Annotated in this window: 19 protein-coding genes and 2 riboswitches; of the genes, 13 read left to right on the forward strand and 6 right to left on the reverse strand. The window is 70.2% G+C overall.

Annotated elements, in window-relative coordinates; all coding sequences use genetic code 11:
- Positions 1 to 615: 615 nt before the first annotated feature.
- Positions 616 to 987 carry a hypothetical protein gene (locus tag WH85_RS50030; RefSeq protein ID WP_052720174.1) on the forward strand — a complete coding sequence of 124 codons (372 nt, stop codon included), beginning with the start codon at positions 616 to 618 and terminating at the stop codon, positions 985 to 987.
- Between the two features lie 263 nt (positions 988 to 1250).
- On the opposite strand, the gene thpR is transcribed toward WH85_RS50030, so the two are convergent.
- The 4 genes from thpR to WH85_RS05525 form a co-directional block, all read right to left on the reverse strand.
- Positions 1251 to 1733, reverse strand: a complete 483-nt coding sequence (thpR, locus tag WH85_RS05510; RefSeq protein WP_052720175.1) for an RNA 2',3'-cyclic phosphodiesterase — start codon at positions 1731 to 1733, stop codon at positions 1251 to 1253.
- Positions 1734 to 1785: 52 nt separating this feature from the next.
- Positions 1786 to 2856: a septation protein SepH gene (gene sepH / locus WH85_RS05515; RefSeq protein ID WP_045740569.1), complete on the reverse strand. Its 1071-nt coding sequence runs from the start codon at positions 2854 to 2856 to the stop codon at positions 1786 to 1788.
- Between the two features lie 347 nt (positions 2857 to 3203).
- A complete protein-coding gene (gene serC / locus WH85_RS05520; protein WP_045740570.1) occupies positions 3204 to 4328 on the reverse strand; it encodes a phosphoserine transaminase in 1125 nt (374 codons plus the stop codon).
- Entirely contained in the window at positions 4325 to 5431 is a 1107-nt protein-coding gene (locus WH85_RS05525; protein WP_045740571.1) for a citrate synthase 2, read from the reverse strand. Before WH85_RS05525 ends, serC begins: the two co-directional genes overlap by 4 nt.
- A gap of 189 nt (positions 5432 to 5620) precedes the next feature.
- Between WH85_RS05525 and pdxH the strand changes: the two genes are divergently transcribed.
- The 7 genes from pdxH to WH85_RS05560 are packed head-to-tail and all read left to right on the forward strand — an operon-like array spanning position 5621 to position 11405.
- Positions 5621 to 6253, forward strand: a complete 633-nt coding sequence (gene pdxH / locus WH85_RS05530; RefSeq protein ID WP_045740572.1) for a pyridoxamine 5'-phosphate oxidase — start codon at positions 5621 to 5623, stop codon at positions 6251 to 6253.
- Positions 6226 to 7524 (forward strand): MFS transporter, encoded by a 1299-nt coding sequence (locus WH85_RS05535; RefSeq protein ID WP_045740573.1) that lies wholly within the window; start codon positions 6226 to 6228, stop codon positions 7522 to 7524. Before pdxH ends, WH85_RS05535 begins: the two co-directional genes overlap by 28 nt.
- Positions 7525 to 7533: 9 nt before the next feature.
- Positions 7534 to 8454 (forward strand): aldose 1-epimerase family protein, encoded by a 921-nt coding sequence (locus tag WH85_RS05540; RefSeq protein WP_045740574.1) that lies wholly within the window; start codon positions 7534 to 7536, stop codon positions 8452 to 8454.
- A complete protein-coding gene (locus tag WH85_RS05545) occupies positions 8454 to 9071 on the forward strand; it encodes a nitroreductase family protein (RefSeq protein WP_045740664.1) in 618 nt (205 codons plus the stop codon). Before WH85_RS05540 ends, WH85_RS05545 begins: the two co-directional genes overlap by 1 nt.
- A gap of 55 nt (positions 9072 to 9126) precedes the next feature.
- On the forward strand, positions 9127 to 9423 hold the full coding sequence (locus WH85_RS05550) for a type II toxin-antitoxin system VapB family antitoxin (protein ID WP_045740575.1): 297 nt from the start codon (positions 9127 to 9129) through the stop codon (positions 9421 to 9423).
- A gap of 20 nt (positions 9424 to 9443) precedes the next feature.
- On the forward strand, positions 9444 to 10619 hold the full coding sequence (locus WH85_RS05555) for an acyl-CoA dehydrogenase family protein (protein ID WP_045740576.1): 1176 nt from the start codon (positions 9444 to 9446) through the stop codon (positions 10617 to 10619).
- Positions 10620 to 10658: 39 nt separating this feature from the next.
- Positions 10659 to 11405, forward strand: a complete 747-nt coding sequence (locus WH85_RS05560) for a DUF4230 domain-containing protein (RefSeq protein ID WP_045740665.1) — start codon at positions 10659 to 10661, stop codon at positions 11403 to 11405.
- Positions 11406 to 11754: 349 nt separating this feature from the next.
- On the opposite strand, the gene WH85_RS05565 is transcribed toward WH85_RS05560, so the two are convergent.
- Positions 11755 to 11958: a PspC domain-containing protein gene (locus WH85_RS05565; RefSeq protein WP_045740577.1), complete on the reverse strand. Its 204-nt coding sequence runs from the start codon at positions 11956 to 11958 to the stop codon at positions 11755 to 11757.
- 205 nt (positions 11959 to 12163) lie between these two features.
- On the opposite strand from WH85_RS05565, the gene WH85_RS05570 reads away from it, so the two are divergent.
- From WH85_RS05570 to WH85_RS05590, 5 genes are all read left to right on the forward strand, one after another.
- Positions 12164 to 14023: a DUF5941 domain-containing protein gene (locus WH85_RS05570; protein ID WP_045740578.1), complete on the forward strand. Its 1860-nt coding sequence runs from the start codon at positions 12164 to 12166 to the stop codon at positions 14021 to 14023.
- 557 nt (positions 14024 to 14580) lie between these two features.
- On the forward strand, positions 14581 to 15879 hold the full coding sequence (locus tag WH85_RS05575) for an ABC transporter ATP-binding protein (RefSeq protein WP_045740579.1): 1299 nt from the start codon (positions 14581 to 14583) through the stop codon (positions 15877 to 15879).
- A gap of 157 nt (positions 15880 to 16036) precedes the next feature.
- Positions 16037 to 16468 (forward strand): ATP-binding protein, encoded by a 432-nt coding sequence (locus WH85_RS05580; RefSeq protein ID WP_245673830.1) that lies wholly within the window; start codon positions 16037 to 16039, stop codon positions 16466 to 16468.
- A gap of 67 nt (positions 16469 to 16535) precedes the next feature.
- A complete protein-coding gene (locus tag WH85_RS05585) occupies positions 16536 to 17270 on the forward strand; it encodes a beta-phosphoglucomutase family hydrolase (RefSeq protein ID WP_045740580.1) in 735 nt (244 codons plus the stop codon).
- 42 nt (positions 17271 to 17312) lie between these two features.
- Positions 17313 to 19676, forward strand: a complete 2364-nt coding sequence (locus WH85_RS05590) for a glycoside hydrolase family 65 protein (protein WP_045740581.1) — start codon at positions 17313 to 17315, stop codon at positions 19674 to 19676.
- Between the two features lie 67 nt (positions 19677 to 19743).
- Here WH85_RS05590 and WH85_RS05595 read toward each other — a convergent pair whose 3' ends face one another.
- Complete coding sequence (locus WH85_RS05595) at positions 19744 to 20772, reverse strand: coiled-coil domain-containing protein (protein WP_045740582.1); 1029 nt, start codon at positions 20770 to 20772, stop codon at positions 19744 to 19746.
- 5 nt (positions 20773 to 20777) lie between these two features.
- A riboswitch (cyclic di-AMP (ydaO/yuaA leader) is annotated at positions 20778 to 20914 on the reverse strand.
- 207 nt (positions 20915 to 21121) lie between these two features.
- Positions 21122 to 21257, forward strand: a riboswitch (cyclic di-AMP (ydaO/yuaA leader).

Genomic DNA, 21257 nt, shown 5'->3' on the forward strand with positions numbered 1-21257 from the left:
TCAGCGCTGCTCGTATTGCCGTGCGCCGCAGCGGTCCTCAGCGGCGACTCCCGCGACCTACGCAGGTTCCTGAGTCGCCGCGCCGCTGCCCGCGCCGCCGCGGCCCGTGACTCGGCTGCTCGTCCGCTCCATCCCGGCTCTTCCGCTTCCCGTGCTCTCCCGCAGGCGTCAAGGCCGCCGTCGGCATCACCGCCGCCGGTTCCTGATGTGGTGTCCCCGTCGCGCGACCCCGGCTCGGCGTCTCCACAATCCGGTCCCGGCTCGGCGTCTCCCCAGTCCGGTCCCGGCTCGGCGTGTCCACAGCCAGGCTCTTGTCCGGCGTGTCATCAGGCCGGCTCCGGCCCGGCGTCTTCGCCGTCCGGCCGCTCGGCCGGTTCGATGTCCGGTCGTCTGCGCCCGCTGCGGTCCGCCGGCCATTCCCGTGCCTCGGAGCACACGGCCCACCCTCATCACAGCAGCGGCGAACCGCATCACAGCGGCGGGAGTCCTCACGGCGGCAGTAGCACCAGCGGCGGCAGCGGTGGCCGCAACAACGACGACGAGGGCAGCGGCGATAATGGAACGGGAAGCGCGGGTGGTGTCGATGGTGTCGGCGCTCCCATTCCCCGGGGCCCCGTGGGCAGCCGGCCCGGCGACCATCACAGCCGCCGGGAGTGCCGCGACCTGCGCCGCCTGGACCGCGCCTTCCGCGGCCCGGAGATGACCCAGCGTCTGAACGCGTTGGGTGCCCCTTCGATCGAACAGTTGGCCTTCGACCTGCGCCGCCTGGACCGCGAGCGACGAAAGGGCCCGGCCCGCTACTCGGAGGTGTGGCTGGCGGCGGTTCTGAGCGCCTACGACATCCGCCTGCAACTGGCATGCCGCCGTCTGGGAGTCCCCGAGAAGCTGCAGCCCCTCCAGGGCGCCGACCGCGAACAGGAACGCGACCGCATAGAGATCTGCCTGGCAGAGGCCGGCCTGATCCTGCGCTCCCCGCGAACCCCCTGACCCCGGCCGTCGTTCACGGCTGTTCGGGAAGCGAAATTCAGCCGCTGGCGACGGCTCGGGTCATCCGGCCGTCGCTCGCGGTTGTTTTCGGCTCGCAGACGAACCACAGCCGACGGCCGGGGCGGCCGGAGTGCCACCGAACCCGTTCCGATCTCGGCGGCGGCCCCGGGAGGCCGCGAGTGACTCGACGGCGCCGACGCACGAGATGACTCGGCTGCTGCGGCGACGGGGACTCGCGTGACGTGGTGCGGCGGTGACTCGCGCTAAGCGGTGACCGGGCCGTATCCGGCTATCGGGACGTGAACGCCGGCCTCGCTGTGGAGCAGGGTGAAGGACGTTACCGGCCACGACGGGCCCGTGTAGCCCTGCAAGCTGCGCAACAGCGGGCGGCTGAAACGGTACGAAACCGTCAGGTGTGGGGTGAACGGGCGTTCGTCCAGGGGGAAGCCCGCCTCGCTCAGGGCCGTGTGAATCCCGGTTCGGAAGGTTGCCAGGGCTGGGACGTCGCCGGCCACGCCCGCCCACACGGCGTCGCGGAAGTTGCCGCCTTCGGCCAGGTGCAGGGTCAGGTCGGCCGGTGGGGGCACCTCGTCCAGGGCCCGCGTCACCTCGCCGAACCGGTCGGCCGGGACGTCACCGAGGAAGGCCAGGGTGATGTGCCACTTCTCCGGCGCGGTGTACCGGACGCCGGAGGGCAGCCGTTTGCGCAGGTGGGAGCGGGCTTCCTCACAGGGGAGGACGGCCACGAAGAGGCTGCTCAGCGGGGTTCCACGAAGTGATGAGGCCGGTGGAACCAGGTCAGGACGACTCGCGGGCGGCCGGGCCGCCCCCGAAGAGCACGTCGTCCCAGCTGGGGAGGCGCTTGCGCGGCTTGCCCTCGTCGCCGCCCTCGGTGGTTGCCGTGGCCGCGTTGGACTGGCCGACCGTGCGCCGGGGGCGCAGCACCGCGAGCGACGGCACGGCCGGGACCTCTTTGGGGAGGTCGGCGTCGTCGTCGAACGCGGAGCCGGAGCCGCCGCCGAGTAGGGCCGCGGCGCCGCCGGCGACCGGGCGGCGGGTGGCCGGCTCGAGGCCGCGGCCGCCGCCGTTGTTCTCGAGGGGGCGGTCCAGGGAGGCGAGCAGGGCGTCGCGGCCGGCGCGGATCGGGTCGCGGCCGAGGCCCGGGCGGGACGGGGCCGCCGGGTCGGCGGTGGGCAGGCCGTGGCCGCCGCGGCTGGGTTCGGCGCTGCGGGCCGGACCGGGCAGGCCGTGGCCGCCGCGTTCCGGGGCCGGGTCCTGGCCGAGGATCTGGGTGGGGCGTTCGGCGCACAGGTATTGCGCCATGTCGTCGTGCGGTGACACGGCCTGGCGGCTCTTGTCGAGGTCCCAGATGGCCTGGGCGGTGGCTTTGCCGGACGGCCAGGTGGCGACGATGCGCCAGGTGCCGTCCTCGCGCCGGAACGCGTCCCAGGAGATCTTCTCGGTGTCGATGCCGTGCTGGGCGAGGCGGCTGTCGACCACCTCGGCGAGCGGCTGACCGGAGTCGGAACTCTTCAGCCGGGTGCGGCGGGCGTGCTGGGCCAGCATGGCGCGTTCCTGCAGCACCGGGCCGGCGTAGCGGAGCACCCGGTCGACCGGCACACCCGCGACGCGGGCGACGTCCTCGGCGGACTCGCCGGAGCGGATGCGGGCCTGGATGTCGCGCGGGGAGAGGGCAGGCGCATGATCGGGGGCGATGACGGCGAGTGCCGTGCCGGCCGGGGCGGGACCCTCGTGGAGGGCTCCGGAGATCCGGTCGTCGATGGGGAGCGCCAGTAGTCGGCCGACCTCGTCGGCGAGCACCAGAGCCTGACCGTCCTCGGAGAGGGCGACGAAGCGTACCGGCCGCATGCGTTGCCTCCGTCCCGTCGCGTTGGCCTGTGCTCCCGAGAGTCAGTCACCCGGGCGCGTTTCGGAACACGGTACGCGCCTTGGTCACCCGATGGGGGTAAGCCACGCCGCCGAACTCCCTGACCAGCGACGATGATCTTCAGGTTCTAGTTCCGTGACCGCAGACCATTTAAACCCAACAACCCTGTTCAGGGGTACGGGTAAACGTCGGCGTTCCGCAATGACCCGGGTCACTCGACCGTTGCGCTGGGTGGGCGAACCGACCGTAAGGGCAGGTGGGGACGGGCGTCACCGCGTACACCGGAGAAAGCCGGAAGAGGGCCGCGAAGAGCGGCCCCCACCGGTTCTCAGAGACGCTCGGCGACGTGATCGATGCAGGCGGTGAGCGCCGCGACGTCGGACGGCTCGATCGTGGGGTAGAGCGCGATCCGCAACTGGTTGCGGCCGAGTTTGCGGTAGGGCTCGGTGTCGACGATGTCGTTGGCCCGCAGGATCCGGGCGATCCGGGCCGCGTCCAGGCGGTCGTCGAAGTCGATGGTGGCGACCGCCGACGAGCGCAGCGCCGGGTCGGTGACGAACGGTGTGGCGAACGTGGACCGGTCGGCCCAGCCGTAGATCGCGGCGGCGCTCTCCGAGCTGCGCTTGACGGCCCAGGCGAGACCACCCTGCGAGTTCATCCAGTCCACCTGCTCGGCGGCGAGGAAGACCGTGGCCAGGGCGGGCGTGTTGTACGTCTGGTCGAGCCGGGACTGTTCGATCGCGGTCACCAGATCGAGGAACTGCGGGATGTACCGCCCGGTGGCCTTGACCGCGAAGGCCCGCTCGATCGCGGCCGGCGACATCACGGCCAGCCAGAGACCGCCGTCGGAGCCGAGCGCCTTCTGCGGGGCCAGGTAGTAGACGTCGGTCTGGGAGACGTCCACGTCGAGGCTGCCGCCGCCGGAGGTGGCGTCGGTGAGCAGCAGCGCACCCTCGTCGGCGCCCTTGACCCGGCGGACCGGGACGGCCACGCCGGTGGACGTCTCGCTCTGCACGGTGGCGTAGACGTCCACGCCGGCCTCGGCCCGCAGGTAGGACGCCTGGCCGCCGGGGGCCTGGTGCACGGTGGGCCGGTCGAGGAACGGCGCGTCGGTGACCGCCTTGACGAACTTGGCGCCGAACTCGCCGAACTCGGCGAACTGCGCCTTGTTGCGGATCAGGCCGAAGGTGGCGACCTCCCAGAACGCGCTGGTGCCGCCGTTGGCCAGGACGACCTCGTAGCCGTCCGGGACGGCGAAGAACTCGGCGAGGCCGCGCCGCAGACGGGCGACCTGCTCCTTCACCGTGGCCTGGCGGTGTGAGGTGCCCATGAACGTGCGGGACACCGCGGAGAGCGCTTCGACGCCTTCCGGCCGGACCTTGCTCGGGCCGGAGCCGAACCGGCCGTCCACTGGTTTGATCGCGTCGGGGATCCGGATGTCGTCCACGGTCACACATTATGCGTGAGCTGAACCCAGCCTTCGACCTCCTGCGGCTTGCGCGGTTCCGGTCCCACATAGTGGAGTCCGGGGCGCAGGATCCGGCCGAGGCGTTTCTGTTCGAGGACGTGCGCGCTCCAGCCGGCCACCCGGGCACAGCTGAACATCGAGGTGAACATGTGCGACGGCACCTCGGCGAAGTCGAGCACCACCGCGGACCAGAACTCCACGTTCGTGAACAGGTCCTGGTCGGGCCGGCGTTCCCGCAGCTCGGCGAGTGCGGCTGCCTCCAGTGCCTCGGCCACCTCGAACCGCGGCGCGCCCAGGTCCTTGGCGATCCGGCGCAGCACGCGGGCCCGCGGGTCCTCGGCCCGGTAGACCCGGTGACCGAAACCCATCAGCCGCTCGCCGCGGTCCAGCACGTCACGGACGTAACCGGTGGCGTCGCCGCTGCGCTCCACCGCCTCGATCATCTGCAGCACCCGGGTGGGGGCGCCGCCGTGCAGCGGGCCGGAGAGCGCGCCGATGCCGGCCGCGATGCAGGCAGCCGCGTCGGCGCCGGTGGAGGCGACCAGCCGGGTGGTGAAGGTGGAGGCGTTCAGGCCGTGTTCGGCGGCCGCGATGAAGTAGGCGTCGACCGCCTTGACGTGCCGCGGGTCCGGTTCGCCACGCCAGCGGCGCATGAACCGTTCCACGATGGTCTCGGCCTTGTCGATGTCCTTCTGCGGCACGGCCGGCAGGCCCAGCCCGCGGGCCGCCTGCGCGACGAAGGAGAGCGCGGTGACCGACACCCGGGCCAGGTCGGAGCGGGCCTGCTCGTCGTTGATGTCGAGCAGCTGGGACAGCCCCCAGTAGGGCGCCAGCATGGTGACCGCGGACTGCACGTCGACCCGGATGTCACCGGAGTGCACCGGCACCGGGAACGGCTCGGCCGGCGGCAGACCGGGGCCGAACCGGCCGTCGACCAGCAGGCCCCAGACGTTGCCGAAGGAGACCTGTCCGATCAGGTCCTCGATGTCGACGCCGCGGTAGCGCAGCGAGGTGCCGGACTCGTCGAGCTCGGCGATCTCGGTCTCGAACGCGACGACGCCGTCCAGGCCGGGCTTGAAGTCGGACACGGCGCTCCCTGGGATACCGAACTGCGGTGAGTGATTCATCTTGCCCGGCGGGTGACGGCATGGTCGACCCGTGGCGATTGTGCTCTCGGTGACACCCATCCTGGTTCACCGACGAGATCCTGTCGGGCGACTTACCGTCGTCGCAGCCGAAAGATTGGGAGTCCCGTGGAACCTCCGTCACCCGCCGGCATGCGGCGCGACTATGCCGAGTGGCCGCCGCTGCTGGAATCCGGGCTGGCCGCGGACTGGACCAGCCAGTTCGCCGCGTGGTTCGCCGACGCGTCGGCCTTCGGCCTGCCGGAGCCCAACGCGATGATCGTGGCGACCGCGGACGCGGGGGCGCGTCCCTCCGCGCGGACGGTCCTCCTCAAGGGGTACGACGTACGCGGTTTCGTCTTTTTCACGAACTACGAGTCCCGCAAGGGCGGCGAGCTGGCCGCGAACCCGTACGCGAGCCTGGTCTTCCCGTGGTTTCCGATGCAGCGCCAGGTGATCGTGGCCGGCCGGGTCGAGCGGGTCGCCCGCACCGAGACCGAGGAGTACTTCGCGTCCCGTCCGCACGGCTCGCAGCTCGGCGCCTGGGCCAGTCCGCAGTCGCGGGTGCTGCCCGGACCGGAGGCGCTGGAGGGCGGGCTGACGGCGGCCGCCGAGCGGTTCGCCGCCGGCCCGGTCCCGGCGCCGCCGCACTGGGGTGGGTTCCGGGTGGTCCCGGAGACGGTGGAGTTCTGGCAGGGCCGCAGTAGCCGCCTGCACGACCGGCTGAGGTTCCGCCGTCTTCACCCGGACGCCGAGCGATGGCTCGTGGAGAGGCTCGCTCCGTGAGCTTCCGCTCTCCCGGCTGGATGATCGACGTCCGGCCGCTGCGGGTGCCGACGTTCCGGCGTACCTGGGTCGGCAACGCGGCGTCCTACTTCGGTTTCCAATTCACCGCGGTCGCCGTGCCGGTGCAGATGTACGCCGTCACCGGTTCCACCACCTGGGTCGGCCTGCTGGGCGTGGCGGGCCTGGTCCCGCTGCTCGTCTTCGGGCTGTGGGGCGGTGCGATCGCCGACGTGGTGGACCGCCGCAGGCTGCTGCTCGCCGGTTCGCTGCTGACCTGGGTGATCACCGTCGGACTGCTGGTCCAGGCGCTGCTCGGGGTCCGCAGCGGGCACCTGCTGTTGGCGCTGACCGCCGTGCAGGCGGCCGGTTTCGCGATCAGTTCCCCGGCCCGGCAGGCGATCGTCCCGCGGATCGTGCCGGCCGAGCAGGTCCCGGCGGCCAACACGCTGAACTTCACCGCGAGTACGGCCGGCGGTGTGCTCGGACCGCTCGCGGCCGGCGTGATCATGGGGATCTGGAGCACGGACACCGGCGTGGACGTGGCGTACGCCGTCGACGCGCTGCTGTTCACGGTCACCTTCTGGGCGACGTGGCGGCTGCCGGCCCTTCCACCGGCCGAGCACGCCGAGGGCGAGGAACGTCCGACGGCCGGGCTGCGCGGCATCGCCGAGGGTCTGCGGTTCCTGGTCACCCAGCCGGTGCTGCTGCTCTCCTTCGCGATCGACCTGATCGCGATGATCTTCGCGATGCCGCGGGCCCTGTTCCCGGCGGTGGCCGAGCAGCAGTTCGGTGACGGCGCGGCGGTCGGCTGGCTGTACAGCGCCATCGCGATCGGCTCGATGCTCGGCGGCCTGACCTCGGGCTGGATCGGCCGGGTCCGGCGGCAGGGCGTGGCGCTGATCGTGGCGGTGGTCGGCTGGGGCGTGGCGATCGGGCTTGCCGGCCTGGCCACCCACCTGTGGCTGATGGTGCTGCTGCTCGCGGTGGCCGGCGCCGCCGACCTGGTCAGCTCGGTCTACCGGCAGTCGATCATGCAGACGTTCGCGCCGGACCGGCTCCGCGGCCGGCTGCAGGGTGTGTTCACCGTGGTGGTGGCCGGTGGGCCACGGCTGGGTGACCTGCGGGCCGGCGCCACCGCCGACCTGACCGGGGTGACCGGGTCCTGGGCGGGCGGCGGGTTCGTCGCGGCGGGTCTCGCGGTGGTGCTGGCCGCGAGTTCGCCGGCGCTGATCCGATACCGGCCCGTCCAGGAGGCCGCCGCGGACCGATAGTGTCGCGGTATGAGCGCAGAGGAAGTCGCGAAGTCCGGGGCCCAGTGGACCATCGAGGCGGACGGGCACCGTGCCGTCCTCGCCGAGGTCGGCGGCACGCTTCGCGCCTATTCGGTGAACGGGGTCGACCTGGTCGACGGCTTCTCCACGGACGAGATCTCGCCGGGATCGGCCGGCCAGATCCTCGCGCCCTGGCCGAACCGCATCCGGGACGGGCAGTACACGTTCGAGGAGAAGGCGTACCAGCTCGCCCTGACCGAGCCGGCCCGGCACAACGCCATCCACGGCCTGGTCAACTGGGCACGGTGGCACGCGGTGGAGCAGAGCGCCGACGCCGTCACCCTGGAGTTCCAGCTGCCCGCGCAGATCGGCTACCCGTGGTCGCTGACCCTGCGGACCCGCTGGTCGGTGTCGGCCGACGGCCTGCGCAGCGAGCAGGAGGTCGTCAACACCTCGGAGACGAACGCGCCGTGGGGTTTCTCGGTGCACCCGTACCTCCAGCTGCCCGGCGTCTCGGTGGACGACACCGTGCTGCACGTGCCGGCGAAGACCCGGATCCAGGCCGACAGTCGGCTGCTGCCGATCGGGGCCGTCAAGGTGACCGGCACCGAGTTCGACTTCTCCGAGGCGCGCCGGATCGGTGACCTGGTCCTGGACACCACGTTCGGCGACATCGACTTCGACGCGGACGGGATCACCTCGGTGACCCTGGCCGATCCGTCGTCGGACACCAGGCTGGTGCTCTGGGCCGACGACAAGTTCAAGTACTGGCAGGTCTTCTCCGGTGACACCCTGCACGGCGACCGGTTCCGCCGGTCCGTCGCGGTCGAGCCGATGACCTGCCCGCCGGACGCGTACCGCACCGGCCGCGACCTGATCGTGCTGGAGCCCGGCCGGCCCTGGACGACCGCGTGGGGGATCCGCTCCTGATGGAGTTCGACGAGGTGATCCGCCGGCGGCGGATGGTCCGTGGGTACGACCCGGACCGTCCGGTGCCGGCGGAGCTGGTCGACAAGATCGTCCGGCACGGTCTGCGGGCCCCGTCCGCGGGTTTCTCGCAGGGCTGGAGTTTCCTGGTGCTCACCGAGCCCGCCGACCGGGACCTGTTCTGGTCCGTCACGGCGGCCGAGGACGGTGCTGCGGGCGGCTGGCTCCGGCGGATGCGGACCGCGCCGCTGATCATCGTGGCCTTCTCGAACAAATCGGTCTATCTGGACCGTTACGCCGAGTCTGATAAAGGCTGGACGGATCGGGACGAGTCACGCTGGCCCGTGCCGTACTGGGACATCGACGCCGGTTTCGCCTCGTTGCTCATGCACCTGACCGCGGTCAACGAGGGCCTCGGATCCTGCTTCTTCGGGCTGCCGGCCGACCGTCTCGACGCCGTCGAGCAGGCATTCGGCGTCCCGGCGGAGTTCACGCCGATCGGTGTTCTGACGGTCGGCTACCGCGGTGACGACAAGAGGTCACCATCACTCAAGCGTGGCCACCGGCCGGTCGAGGATGTGGTGCATCATGGCCGATGGACTTCGGTCGGCGAGGTCTGAGCGGTGCGCGGCTACGCTGGCATGCGACACCTGACTAGGGAGAGGGGCAGCCGCCGTGATCTTCAAAGCGGTCCGGGACGGAGCCCCGTACCCCGCCCACAACACGACGCTGAAATCCTGGGCGGAGATTCCACCCCGGCCGATCAGGCTCGCTGACCTGATCACCACCAAGCGTGAGCTGGCGCTGGACAAGCTGCTCGCCGAGGACTCGACGTTCTACGGCGACCTGTTCCCGCACGTCGTGGAGTACCGCGGGGCGCTCTACCTGGAGGACGGTCTGCACCGCGCGCTCCGTGCCGCGTTGCAGCAGCGGAACCAGATTCACGCTCGTGTACTCATCGTGGATGACTGATTACCCATTAGCCTGCATGGATGGGTGTCCGACCGCTTGACCTGCTGGATCTTGACGGACTGTTGAGTGACGAGGAGCGCGAGGTTCGCGCTCTGGCCCGCCGGGTGGCCGACGAGCACGTCCGCCCGGGCGTCGCCGAATGGTACGAGAACGGCTCCGCCCCGATCCGCGACCTGGCCGCCGCGTTCGGCAAGGCCGGACTGTTCGGCATGCATCTGACCGGCCACGGCCTCGCCGGATCCTCGTCGGTCGCACTGGGGCTGGCCTGCATGGAACTGGAGGCGGCGGACTCCGGCGTCCGCTCGCTGGTCTCCGTCCAGGGTTCCCTGGTGATGTACGCGATCTGGCGCTACGGCTCCGAGGAGCAGAAGGACCGCTGGCTCCCCGAACTGGCGGCCGGCCGGGAGATCGGCTGCTTCGGCCTGGCCGAGCCGGATCACGGCTCCGACCCGACGGGCATGTCCACCCGGGCCCGCCAGGAGGGCGGCGACTGGATCCTGGACGGCGTCAAGACCTGGATCCTCAACGCGGCGATCGCCGACGTGTCGATCGTCTGGGCCAAGGCGGAGAAGGGCGTGACCGGTTTTGTGGTCCCGGCCGGCACTCCCGGCCTGCGGACCCGGGACATGGGATCCAAGATGTCGCTGCGGGCCTCCAGCACCGGCGAGATCCTTCTCGACGGGGTACGCCTGCCGGAGAGTGCCCGGCTGCCCGGCGCCCGCAGCCTGATGGCGCCGCTGTCGTGTCTCACCGAGGCCCGGCTGAGCATCATCTGGGGTGTGCTCGGCGCGGCCCGGGACTGCCTGGACGCCACGCTCGACTATGCGGCGTCGCGCGAGCAGTTCGGCCGGCCGATCTCCGGTTTCCAGCTCACCCAGGCCAAACTCGCCGACATGGCGGTCGAGCTGCAGAAGGGCTTCCTGCTGGCGCTGCACCTGGGCCGGTTGCGGGACGGTCAGGACCGGCCGCTGCGCCCGGAGCAGATCAGCGTCGGCAAGCTGAACAACGTGCGGGAGGCGCTGAGGATCGCCCGCCAGTGCCGGACGATCCTCGGCGGCAACGGCATCCTGCGCGACTATCCGGTGATGCGGCACGCCGGCAATCTGGAGAGCGTGCTGACGTACGAGGGGACGTCCGAGATCCACCAGTTGTCGATCGGGCAGAAATTGACCGGACTGAACGCATTCGCGCGGTAGCGGATGCGGACTGTCGTACCCACTCCTTACCGTATGGGCATGGCCAACTCACCGGACGGCGAGGACGAACCGACGCGGGCGTTCCCGCCGGCGCCTCCTGAGGACACTGTCGTTCCCGTGGAGGAACGACCCGAGCACAAGCCGAGCGGCTTCGCCCGGGTGCTCATCTTCATCGGCTTCGTCTTCGCACTGATCGTGCTCTCCTGCTTCGGCCTGCGGGCGATCAACGTGCTGCCCACCTTCGACAACCCGTTCGAGGACCAGACCACCGACCGCAGCCAGCCGGTGCTCCTGCAGTCCATGCGGGACCTGCACCGGTACGTCGCGGCCGACGGCACGTTCCAGGTCATCGTCGACCTCCAGGAGAACAAGGAGAACATCCCCGACTTCCTGGTCAATCGGCGCACGCTGTTCGTCGGATCGGGCACGGTGGAGACGTATGTCGACTTCAGCTCGCTCGCGGACGAGGCGATGGTGATCGACGAGGAGAAGAAGACGATCACGCTGACCCTGCCGGCGCCGGAGCAGTCCGCCGCCGCGCTGGACATGGAACGCAGCTATGTGGTCGCTGAGGAACGCGGTCTGTTCAACCGGATCGGCGACGCGTTCCGCAACGACGCGGGCAAGCAGCAGCAGGTCTATCAGCAGGCCCAGCAGCGGATCACCGAGGCGGCCCGGGCCAGTGGGCTGGACGAGCGGGCCAGGGAGAACACCCAGCGGATGCTGGAGAGCCTCTTCGCCCGTCTCGGCTACACCACGGTCACGGTGTCGTTCGCCAGTCCCTGACCGGCCCCGACGTCCACGCGCCTGAACTCATCTCCGAGTTCAGGCGCGTGCCGTCTCCGCTCCACCCAGAGCAGTGCCGCTCGCGGTTGGGGGTGTGGTGTTTTCGGGCGCTGTGGGCGTCCGAAGTCTCCACGCGGTTGGGGGTGTGGTGATTTCGGGCGCTGTGGGCGCCCAAAGTCTCCACGCGGTTGGGGGTGTGGTGTTTTCGGGCGCTGTGGGCGCCCAAAGTCTCCACGCGGTTGGGGGTGTGGGGATTTCGGGCGCTGTGGGCGCCCGAAGTCTCCACGCTGCTGGGGGTGTGGTGATTTCGGGCGGCTGGTGCGCCTGAAATCACCACGGGAGGGGCGGGTCACTCGTTGGGCATCAGGGCCCAGAGGACCAGGTAGGCGATGAACTGCGGGCCCGGCAGCAGGCAGGACAGGACGAAGAGGATCCGGACGACTCCGGCCGAGAGTCCGAAGCGCCGCGCCAGGCCGGCGCAGACGCCGGCGATCATGCGGTTGTCGCGGGGGCGGGTGAGGGTGCTGCTCGTGATGGTGCGGGACACGATCATCCACTCCTTCAGCTGTGGCTGCGGCTCTCTGCCGCGGCCACTTCGACGGTATGTCCCGGGTACCTGTCCCGCCCTCGGTCCCCAGGTGGATACCGGCGGTCAAGCTCCCGTAAGGGTGACCCGTACCCGCTTGACGCCCGCTGTTAACCTGGACCCGATTTCGGGCCGGTGAGCAGTCCCCGGGTGGGTGACGAGGAGAAAATCCGTGACGTTGGCCCTCCTCTACGCCCCCGGCGGCGCCGCCTCGGGTGGCACCCTCGGTCTCGCCGACGACCTGACCGCCGCGCTGCGGTCGGCCGGCGCCGTGGAGATCGACCGGGTGGCCGCCGGCGGCGACCTGACCGGACACCTGCGTGAGCTCGCGCGGCGGGCCCGGGACACCGGCCGGCCGCTGCTGATCTGCCCGGACAATCTGGTGGCGCACGCCAGCCTGCTGTGGACGCTCGCCACCGATCCGGCCGGGCGCAGCAGCGTCCTGGTCGCGCCGGACACCACCGGCGACCTCAAGGAGGACCGTGGCCGGGTGGTGGCCGCGGAGCCGGGCACCGGCACGGTCCGGTTCCTCGGCGCCATGTGCATCGCCCCCGCCGACCTGCCGCTGCTGGAGAAGGTCGCGGACCGGCCCGACCTGTTGCCCGCCCTGATCGACGCCGGCCTGGTCCCGGTGGCCACCCGGATTCGGCTGCTGCACGCCGAGCAGGTCGGCACCGAGGCCGAGCTGGCCGCCGCCCGTGCTGCGGTGGACGCGGTCGACGAGGACAAGGCCCTGCTGCGGCTGGCCGTCAAGGAACAGGACGACTTCTTCACGACGTACGCGGTGAGCAGCTGGTCGCCGATCGTCACCAAGGCGGCCGCCCGGTTGCGTCTGAGCCCGACCGGGGTGACCGCGCTGTCGGTGCTGTTCGCCGTCGCCGCGGCGCTGTCGTTCTGGCAGGCGTCGCGGGTCGCGATGATCGCCGGCGGGATCCTGCTCTACCTGGGTTTCGTGCTCGACTGTGTGGACGGGCAGCTGGCCCGGTACACCCGGCGGTTCGACGCGTTCGGCGGCTGGCTGGACACGATGGCCGACCGTGCGAAGGAGTACGCGGTCTACGCGGGCCTGGCGGCCGGTGCCGAGCGGATCGGCCTGCCCTACGCGTGGCCGCTGGCGATCGCCGCGATCACTCTGCAGACCGCCCGGCATATGACCGACACGTGGTACGGCGCGCTGCACGACGAGGCCGCCGCCCGCCCGTCGGCGCAGCCGGCCGGTGGCGGGGTGGGCGCCCGTCTCACCGCCGCCTCGGTGAAGGCGCAGAGCCAGCGCGGCTCGCTGATCTACTGGGCGAAGCGGATCGTGGTCTTCCCGATCGGTGAGCGCTGGGCGCTGATCTCGGTGCTTGCGGCGGTCTCCAACGGCCGGGTGGTGCTCGGCGCGGTCGTCGGGATCGGGCTGTTCGCGGCGGCGTACACGCTGGGTCTGCGCTCGTTGCGGGCGCTCTCCATGCGGGTCGGCGTGCTGAACACGGTCGACACCATGCGGCACCGTGACGACGGCCCGCTGGCCCGGTCGGTGCTGAGCCGGATCGGTCTGCGCGCCCCGGTGGTGTGGGCAGCCCTGTTCGCGGTCTTCGCGGTGGCGACCGTGGCCCTGATGCTGGTCGGCGACGCAGCGGCTCAGTGGCCGGTGCTCGCGCTGACCGTGGTTCCGGTGGTGCTGGCCGCCGCGGCGGCCCGTCAGCGGCACGACGGCCCGCTGGACTGGCTGGTGCCGTCCGCGCTGCGGGCCGCCGAATACCTGACGGTGGTCGCGGTGGGCGTCTACGGTTCGGTGCCGACGGCCGTCACCTTCCTGCTGCTGTTCACGCTGACCCTGCGGCACTACGACCTGACGGCCCGGATGGAGAAGGGCGCTCCGGTCGGGGCCGGCGGTGCCGTGATGGGCTGGGAGGGGCGCGTTCTGGTCCTTCTGGTGGCGGCCCTCTGTGGGTACGCGACGGTGGGCGTGCTGGGAATCGTGGCGCTGGTCGGTGGCGTTTTCGCGTATGAGACGGTCGCCGATTGGCGGGCTTCCCGGGCGCGGTGACCGGCGGCTGTTCCGGTCTGCGGCACATGCCGCGAATTGGCGCGTCCCGTGTCGGGAAAATGACAATCGTGCCTTCCGTGTGGTGGGCGGTCGCGAGCTTGGCAGCGGTACCTCGGCCGGAAACGCGCGAAGGCGACACAATCGATTTGTCAGCCTCGACGGGCACGTCCACTTTTATCGTGTCAGAACCCCTCGGGTGCTGGGTCGATCCGGGACGAGCGAACGTGAAAGCGGACGAAACGGCACGGGGTCTTTACGCGTACCCCTGATGGGAATGGCTCTTTTGTGCCTGCACCGGGAAAACCGTCATGACAGCATCCGAGCCCATAAAGGGTTTATTTCGGAAAAGTGCCTTCCGGCTGTGAACGTGCACACCCGACCACCCGAAACCATCCGTCAGTGATTGATTGATCACAATGCGCGATTGGACCTTTCGGGTGATGGCTAAAGCATCGACGGCTCTCGCAGAGTTATGACCCGATCGCGGCCCGTCGCGGGAGTGGTCGGATTCCGAGCACACCAGGAGAACGCCCAGGATTCGCCGCGGGAGGTTGACGGTGTCCACCGTCGCGCTCAAGGACGTCACGAAGATCTGGCCGGACGGGACCTACGCCGTCGACCACCTCACGCTCGACGTGCAGGACGGCGAGTTCATGGTGCTCCTCGGCCCGTCCGGCTGCGGCAAGTCGACGGTGCTGCGCATGATCGCCGGGCTGGAGGACCCGACCGAGGGCGATATCCTGCTCAACGGCGATCCGGTCCTCGACCTGGCGCCCCGCGACCGCAGCATCGCCATGGTGTTTCAGGACTTCGCGCTCTATCCGCACATGACCGTGGCGGAGAACATCGGCTTCCCGCTCAAGCTCACCGGCGTCGACCCCGGCCCCCGCCAGGACCGGGTCGGCTCGGTCGCCGGCGCCCTCGGCATCGGCGAGGTGCTGGGCCGCAAACCCGCCCAACTCTCCGGCGGGCAGCGCCAGCGGGTCGCCATGGGCCGCGCGATAGTGCGCCGGCCGGGTATCTTCCTGATGGACGAGCCGCTCTCCAACCTGGACAGCGGTCTGCGCGCCGAGCTGCGGGCCGAGATCACCGGCATGACCCGTGAGCTGGGCGTCACCACCATGTATGTCACCCACGACCAGGCCGAGGCGCTCACCATGGCGGACCGAGTGGCGATCATGCGCAGAGGCGTGCTGCAGGACGTCGGCACGCCCACCGAGGTCTACCGCGCGCCGGCCACGCTCTACGTCGCGGCGTTCCTCGGCTCGCCCCGGATGAACCTGCTCGAGGCGTCCGTCTACGTCCACCTGGATCAGTACATCGCGCTGGCCTTCGGCGAGCAGGCGCTCTATCTGCCGTGGAACGATCCGCGGGCCCGGGCGGTGGCGCGCTACCACGGTGAGCGGATCGTCGTCGGCATCCGGGCCGAGGCGCTGGTCCCGGTGACCCCGGAGACGCCCGGACACGTCCTCCGCGGCCACATCAGGTACCTCGAGCACCACGGGCACGAATCGCTGGCGTACCTGGACGTCGGCGCCACCGCGATCGTGGTGGACGAGATGAGCGCACCGGCGCCGGCCACGGCCGCCGGCGGGGCGCTCAGGCGGCTCGGCGGGCGGCTGCAACGGCTGACCCGCCCGGGGCCGGACGAACAACCGGGCACGGAGGCCCGCGCGACCCGCGCGAGCATCCTCAACGACCTGGGACGGCACCATCGCAGACCGGCGGAGTTGGCGGTGCGGCTCGCGCCGTACCCGGCCGTCTCCCCGGGGCATCCGCTCGCCGTCGCGGTGCGGATGGACGCGATCCACTTCTTCGACGAGACGGGTGATCGAATCGATGTCGGCCGGCGATGAGAACAGTGCGGCGCGCCACTTCCGGGCGGGATCACCGATGGCTTCTGCCACCGGCCGGCCACAGCGCGTAGGCTGCACGACGGTGGAGGAGAGGATCAGCCCGCGGGTGCGTTCGGCTGCCGATGGGCAGTCGCGGTCCGACGGTGCCTCCCTCCGGGTGGGATCGGTGCTTCTGGACCGGCCGTTCGGGCAGACCGACATCACGGTGCTCCGGCACGCGGTGACCCGGGCGCTCACCCACGTGGCACTCGACAGCGACCGGGTGCACGGCTACGTCCTGTCGATCAACGAGATCATCACGAACGTGGTGCTGCACGCCGGCGGCACCGGCCGTCTGGTGCTGCGGGTCGAGGACGACTCGGTGTGGTGTGTGGTGACCGACTCCGGCGCGGGCATCCCCGGCGACCGTCTCGAGGAGCCGCAGGCCCCCGATGGACTGGACATCGGTGGTCGCGGACTGTGGTTGACGCACCAACTGTGCGACGAGGTGACGACCGCGACAGGGCCCATCGGTACCTCGATCGGATTGCGGATGGCTCTTGAAGCCGTGCCTGATTCCTCGAGAAACAGCAGGTCGGCCGACCGGTAAACAGTCGGGAAAATGTGAACCCGCCCTTCCGCACTCACCGGTCTTGGGGTCCGGCTACATTGGGCGCGTGCTCGGACTTCCATCTCAGGTGACCGCGTGTCTCTTCGATCTCGACGGCGTGCTGACGCAGACCGCGCTGGTGCACGGTGCCGCGTGGAAACAAACGTTCGACTCGTTCCTGGAATCGTGGTCGGAACGTCATGACCAGCCGTTCGTCCCCTTCGATGCGGGCGTCGACTATCACCGATACGTCGACGGCCGGCAGCGGGCCGACGGTGTCCGCAGCTTCCTCGCCTCACGGGACATCACCCTGCCCGAGGGCGATCCGGACGACGGCCCCGACCAGGAGACCGTCAACGGCGTGGGCAACCGTAAGAACCTGCTCGTGCTGCAGAAGATCAAAGAAGGCGCCGTCGAGGTCTACCCCGGATCGGTGGAGTACCTGAAGGCCGCCAAGGCCGCCGGTCTCCGCCGCGCGGTGGTCTCCGCGAGCGCCAACTGCAAGGACGTCCTGGAGGCCGCCGGCATCGCCGACCTCCTGGAGGTCCGCGTGGACGGTGTCGTCGCCCGCGAGCTCGGCCTCCCCGGCAAGCCCGCCCCCGACACCTTCCTGCTCGCCGCGAAGCAACTCGGCATTCCTCCGGAGAACTGCGCGGTGTATGAGGATGCCCAGGCCGGAGTCGCCGCCGGGAAGGCGGGCGGGTTCGGCATCGTGATCGGGGTGGACCGGGTGGGCCAGGCCGAGGCGCTGCGTGAGCACGGCGCCGACGTGGTCGTCACCGACCTCTCCGAGCTTTCGTAATCTTTCTCAAGACCTCCTCTTTCAGTAACGAGAGGCACGATCGTGATCCGTGAACGGGCCTACCCCGTCGACCCATGGCACATCCGGGAAACCCGGCTCGACCTGGACCTGTTGGCCCAGTCGGAGTCGGTGTTCGCTCTCTCGAACGGCCATATCGGGATACGCGGGAACCTGGACGAGGGCGAGCCGCACGGCCTCCCCGGCAGCTACCTGAACTCGTTCTACGAGCTTCGCCCGCTGCCGCACGCCGAAGCCGGGTACGGCTTCCCGGAGTCCGGCCAGACGATGGTGAACGTCACCAACGCCAAGCTGATGCGGCTGCTCGTCAACGACGAGCCGTTCGACGTCCGCTACGGCGAGCTGCGCTCCCACGAGCGCTGCCTGGACATGCGGGCCGGCACCCTGGAACGGGTCGTCGAGTGGGTGTCCCCGTCGGGTCAGGGCGTGCGGGTGCGTACCGTGCGCCTGGTCTCGTTCACCCAGCGCGCGGTCGTCGCCTTCCTCTACGAGGTCGAGCCGCTGGACACCTCCGCCCGGCTGATCCTGCAGTCCGAGCTGGTGGCGAACGAGCAGCTGCCGCCGATGAGCAAGGATCCGCGGGTGGCCGCGGTGCTGGACCGCCCGCTGCAGGCCGAGGAGATGCTCGAGCAGCCGACCGGTGGCATCCTGCTGCACCGGACCAAGGCCAGCGACCTGCGGATGGCCGCGGCCATGGAGCACTCGGTGGAGACGCCGGGCCGGCACGCCATCACCACCGAGGGGCACCCGGACTGGCTGCGCACCACGGTGGCCTGCCGCCTGGAGCCCGGCCAGAAACTGCGCGTCGTCAAGATCGCGGCGTACGGCTGGTCCAGCATGCGCTCCCTGCCCGCCCTGCGTGACCAGGTGGGTGCGGCCCTGGCCAGCGCCCGGCTGGACGGCTGGGACGGTCTGGTGCAGCAGCAGCGCGAATACCTGGACGCGTTCTGGGACCACTCGGACGTCAAGGTCGAGGGTGACCCCGAGGTGCAGCAGGCGGTCCGCTTCGGCCTGTTCCACACGCTGCAGGCCGGTGCCCGGGCGGAGAAGCGCCCGATCGGCTCCAAGGGACTGACCGGCCCCGGGTACGACGGCCACACCTTCTGGGACGCCGAGACGTTCGTCCTGCCGGCCCTGACCTACACCCAGCCCGCCGCGGCGGCGGACGTGCTGCGCTGGCGGCACTCGACGCTGGACCTGGCCCGGGAGCGGGCGCAGACCCTGGGTCTGCAGGGCGCCGCCTTCCCGTGGCGGACCATCCGCGGCCAGGAGTGCTCCGGGTACTGGCCGGCCGGCACCGCCGGTTTCCACATCGGCGCCGACATCGCCGACGCGGTCCGCCGGTACGTGCAGGCCACCGGCGACTACGACTTCGAGCGTGAGGTCGGCCTGGAACTGCTGGTGGAGACCGCCCGGCTGTGGCGCTCGCTGGGTCACCACGACCGGCACGGGCGGTTCCACATCGACGGTGTCACCGGGCCGGACGAGTACACGGCCGTGGTGAACGACAACATCTACACCAACCTGATGGCGCAGCAGAACCTGATGACCGCGGTCGAGGCCTGCAAGCGGCACCCGGACCTGGCGCGCAAGCTGGGTGTGGACGACGAGGAGACGGCGTCGTGGCGGGACGCGGCGGCGGCCGTGCACATCCCGTACGACAAGGAACTCGGCGTCCACCAGCAGTGCGAGGGCTTCACCCGGCTCTCGGAGTGGGACTTCGACGGCACCCCGCCGGAGGCGTACCCGCTGCTGCTGAACTTCCCGTACTTCGACCTGTACCGCAAGCAGGTGATCAAGCAGGCCGACCTGGTCATGGCGATGTACATCCGCGGTGACGCGTTCACGCCGGAGGAGAAGGCGCGCAACTTCGCCTACTACGACGCGCGGACCGTCCGGGACTCGTCGCTGTCGGCCTGCGTGCAGGCGGTGCTGGCGGCCGAGACCGGGCACCTGGAGCTGGCGCACGACTATCTGGGCGAGGCCGCCCTGATGGACCTGCACGACCTGCACCAGAACGCCCGGGACGGCGTGCACGTGGCGTCGCTGGCCGGGTCGTGGATCGCGCTGGTCGCCGGTCTCGGCGGCATGCGTGACTTCAACGGTCAGCTGTCGTTCGCGCCGCGCCTGCCCAGCCGGATCAACAACCTGGAGTTCTCGCTGCTCTGGCACGGTCTGCGGCTGCGGGTGAACGTCACCGCGGAGGAGGTCACCTACTCCCTGCGCAACGGCGGCGGCTCGGCTCGGCTGACGCTGCACCACCACGGCAAGGAGATCGAGGTCACCCAGGTCCGCCCGGTGACGATGGCGATCCCGCCGGCCCTGCCGGTCGGCCCCGCGCCGGTTCAGCCGGCCGGACGGGCCCCGGTGCGCCGCGCGGTGCACTGACCCCGTACCACGAGAAAGCCCCCGTTCCTCGCCGGCAGCGAGGGACGGGGGCTTTTCGGTGGGTCTGTCAGAGCATCGAGACGTGCACGTGGTCGGTGTGGTCGCTGACCCCGTGGTACTGCTTCCAGCCGCTGGCCGGGAACCAGATCTGCTTGTACCAGATCACGTAGTAGATGCCGAGTGCGTCGGCGTTGCGGACCAGGAAGGCCGTCAGGTCGTTGCCGTACTTCATCATCTTGTCGTTGTGCGCCGACGAGAATCCGCTCTTCTGCAGCGACCAGTCGCAGGCCCGGCCCTTCGGGTGCTCGAACGGGCCACCGGTGCGGTGACATCCGACGAACAGGTCGAAGCCGGCCTTCTTGGTCTCCTTGTACATGTTGAGCGTGCGTTTCGTGATGCAGCCGCTCGTGGTCGGGTCGTCCTGGTTGCAGCTCTCCGCGGAGAAGCCGCCCTGGGCGTTGCGGGGTGCCGCCTTGGCCGTCGCCGATTTCGCGGCGACGAAGCCGTCGGTGATGGTGCTGTTGATCCCGGTGCCACCGCCGAGGAGCGTCAGCTGCTTCTCGGCCGCTTCCTTCTGCTTCTTCTGAACGGCGAGCTGTTCCTGCTCGTTCTTGAGCTCGGCGTCCAGCGCGGTCTTCTTCGCGGTGATCTCTTCGAGGGCGTCGTTGAGCTCACTCAGCTTGCTGTCGTGCAGCCGGTTGATCTCCTCCAGGGAGACCGCCTTGCTCAGGAAATCGTTCGACGTGTCCGCGCTGAGCAGGAAGCCCAGGGCGCTCACGTCGCCGGTCATGTACTGCTGTTTCGCGATCGAGTTGACCTCGGGAATGAGGACGTCCCGGCGTGCCTCGGCGGCTTTGATGCCGGAGGCGAGTTCCTTCTGGTTCTTGACGGACTTGGCCACGGCTGCCTTGGCGGAGACGTAACGCCGGTTCGTCGACTCCAGCACGGTCGACAGGTTGGCGTCCTCGTCCTCCTCTTCGGCCGTGGTGCTGCCGCCGGGTGCCGCGGAAGCCGGGGCCACGGGGCCCACGAACATCGCGGTCGCCATCAGCGGCGCCAGGGCGAGTGTCAGCCACCGGCGGGGACGTGCGGTCATCAACATTCCTTCCTTGTCACCGCCGACCGGGTTAGCTGACGGGTTCGGGACGGAAGCGATCCCTACCGCCGTTGTCAGGCGGATTCACCCCAGTGACCTGGGTCCCCGGCTCGCCTGGGAGGCGATTGGGCGGCGGCCTGCCGGCAACTCGGGGGCGGTGCCGTCCTGGCAGGACCGGCGCCGAGTTTACCTGAGATATCGCCGTGGATCAGGCTCTGAGAACGGCGAAATGCGTTACCTCACAATGACTTTCGGTAATCGAATCACCTCATGTCGTCACCCCATTGCGGTGCGTACGAGATCTGTCGATCCTTGGCCCGAGTGGGTATGGTCGGACGCGGTTCCCGTATGGGAGCCGCCGCCTAATCGCCACCCCCCGGCGAACCGGGGAACCATTTTCCTCGGGGTGAATCCGCGCCAGCGGTAGGGATTTCCTTCGTCCCGAACCCGTCAGCTAACCCGGTCGGCGGCCGACGGAAGGAATT

The organism is Actinoplanes rectilineatus, assembly GCF_000962825.1.
Taxonomy (GTDB): Bacteria; Actinomycetota; Actinomycetes; order Mycobacteriales; family Micromonosporaceae; genus Actinoplanes; species Actinoplanes rectilineatus.